The organism is Streptomyces sp. NPDC005435, from assembly GCF_040703155.1.
GTDB lineage: Bacteria > Actinomycetota > Actinomycetes > Streptomycetales > Streptomycetaceae > Streptomyces.
The window spans coordinates 1-1,913 of the sequence record NZ_JBEXEQ010000047.1; the positions used below are offsets into that span (position 1 = coordinate 1).

The window sequence follows — 1,913 nt, forward strand, 5'->3', positions numbered from 1 at the left end:
GCCGGCGTGAAGTCGGTCGCGAAGAAGGCGGCCCGCAAGGCGGCGTTCGGCCTGGCGGCCTCGGCGGCGGTACTCGGCGCCCTGTCGGCAAGCCACACCCACGGCCACGAGCCGGCGACGGCACCGGTCGCGGCGGTCACCACGAGCGTCAAGGACGCGCCCGAGGCCCACCTGACGACGACCTTCCACCACCCCTTCTACGACGAAACCCAGTCCGCCTTCACCCAGGCCAAGGACCTTCACCCCGGCGACGTCCTCCAAACCCCGACCGGCACGACCGAGGTCACGGGCGTCCGCCTCTACCACGCCAATACGGTCACCTACGACCTGACCATCGGCACCCTCCACACCTACTATGTGGAGGCAGGCACTACGCCGGTCCTCGTTCATAACTGCGATGACAACATTTCGGCTGTCCGGGATAGCCTTCAAGGTAAGCACGAGACGACGGCAGTGCCGACCGATGCTCACGGAGCGCCGATTGGTCCGGAATTTTTGAGTGGCCGAGATGCCGTTTCTGCTAGGGCGAATAGCGTTCTCCAGCGTGCTTTCGGAAAGCCCGGTTACGCGAAGTGGAACTCTGCGGACCATGCTGAACCCAAGGTTGCCCTGTGGATGAATGATAATGACATCGAATTTTCAAACGTCGTGATAAATCAGAAATACATCTGCGGTGGGGAAGGTGGTGCTGGATGTTCCAATATCCTCCCGGCCATTCTCAAGAAAGGGAGAAGTATGAGGATCTGGTATCGTGACGCCGAAGGGATCTTGCAAAAGTCTGAGCTGATACACGGTATGGCTCCGCGCGGAGCCACGGGCTGATGAGTTCAAGTCGACAGAGGGGCTGTCTTGGTAATGCAGTGGAAAGCGCTCAGTGACGCTGAACGCGGAGTTTGGATGGCTGCCCCTCTCGAAGGGGCTGGTCCGCTTAGGTTTGGCATGAGTCACGAGGAGGTCGAGTGCGCCGTGCGTGAGGCCATGCTTGTATCTTCCTCGATTAAAGGCGCGTCGGGTCATGTTGCCAGGGTCGAGTTCATCCTGCGCAATTCCATCCCCATGATGCCATCTTCGTCTCTGTCGGCATATTATGAAGAGAGTGGAAGGCTGGCTGCTGTTGCAGTTGATGCGCGAAGCGGACCGCAGGTCGTCCTTGATGGGCTGCGCTTGGTGAGTCGCGTGCCGTCTGAACTCGAAATGCAGTTTTCGGAATATGTGGAATCCCGCGGTCTCGATTTGCTCTATTCCGAGTACTGGGATCTGTCTTCGGAATCGCTTGGAATTGTATTGAGGGCCCAGCGTGTTGATGATGTGGTGCTGAGTCGTCCAATTTTCGTTTGCGAAGATTGGGCTGAGCGGTGTGGGGATTCCAGTGAGGGGCGGATTCCGCAGACAGAATGGCAAAGGCAGTCACGCTGAACCATCTTGTCACGCGCAAGGCGTTCGGGCCCTCAATAGAAGCCTCACCGGCCAGCGGGACACCCATCCTTCTTGACGCTGAGGTTGAAAAGGTGAGGGTGGCATGCTCTTGACGATGGTCAGCCAGTTCGGCGAACTCGCGGGCACGGAAGCCCTCCTTCTCGCCCGTGCGGCCCCGATACGTCTGCGTCCGGTAGATCGACGGGTCTCGCGGCCCAATCCGACGCAGACCATCCCGGCCACCAGGACCCGTCCCGAGCCTTTCTCCGTCGCCTTGACCAGCGGCGTCCTGCCCCGCCGTGACCAGGTTCGGCCCTTCCCTGGTTTCAGGTCCTGTCCGGCCTCGTCCTCGAAGATGACCCACGCGCCCAGGAGCCGGGCCGTCCTCTTACCCGTGACCATTGAGCTTCTTCGAGTTGGCCACCGATCGGGTGATGGGCCCTGAAGCGCAACGAGCGAGGCCCCCGAGCTGTTGATCGAGATGTCTGACGTCTCAA

General features: G+C 60.4%; 2 protein-coding genes. Both read left to right on the forward strand.

From position 1 onward, the window contains the following. A partial coding sequence (locus tag AB0898_RS31795) for a DddA-like double-stranded DNA deaminase toxin (protein WP_366806530.1) occupies nt 1–822 on the forward strand: 822 nt, incomplete at its 5' end. Nucleotides 823–966: 144 nt separating this feature from the next. Further along, nucleotides 967–1,416: a hypothetical protein gene (locus AB0898_RS31800; protein ID WP_366806531.1), complete on the forward strand. Its 450-nt coding sequence runs from the start codon at nt 967–969 to the stop codon at nt 1,414–1,416. Nucleotides 1,417–1,913 lie beyond the last annotated feature (497 nt).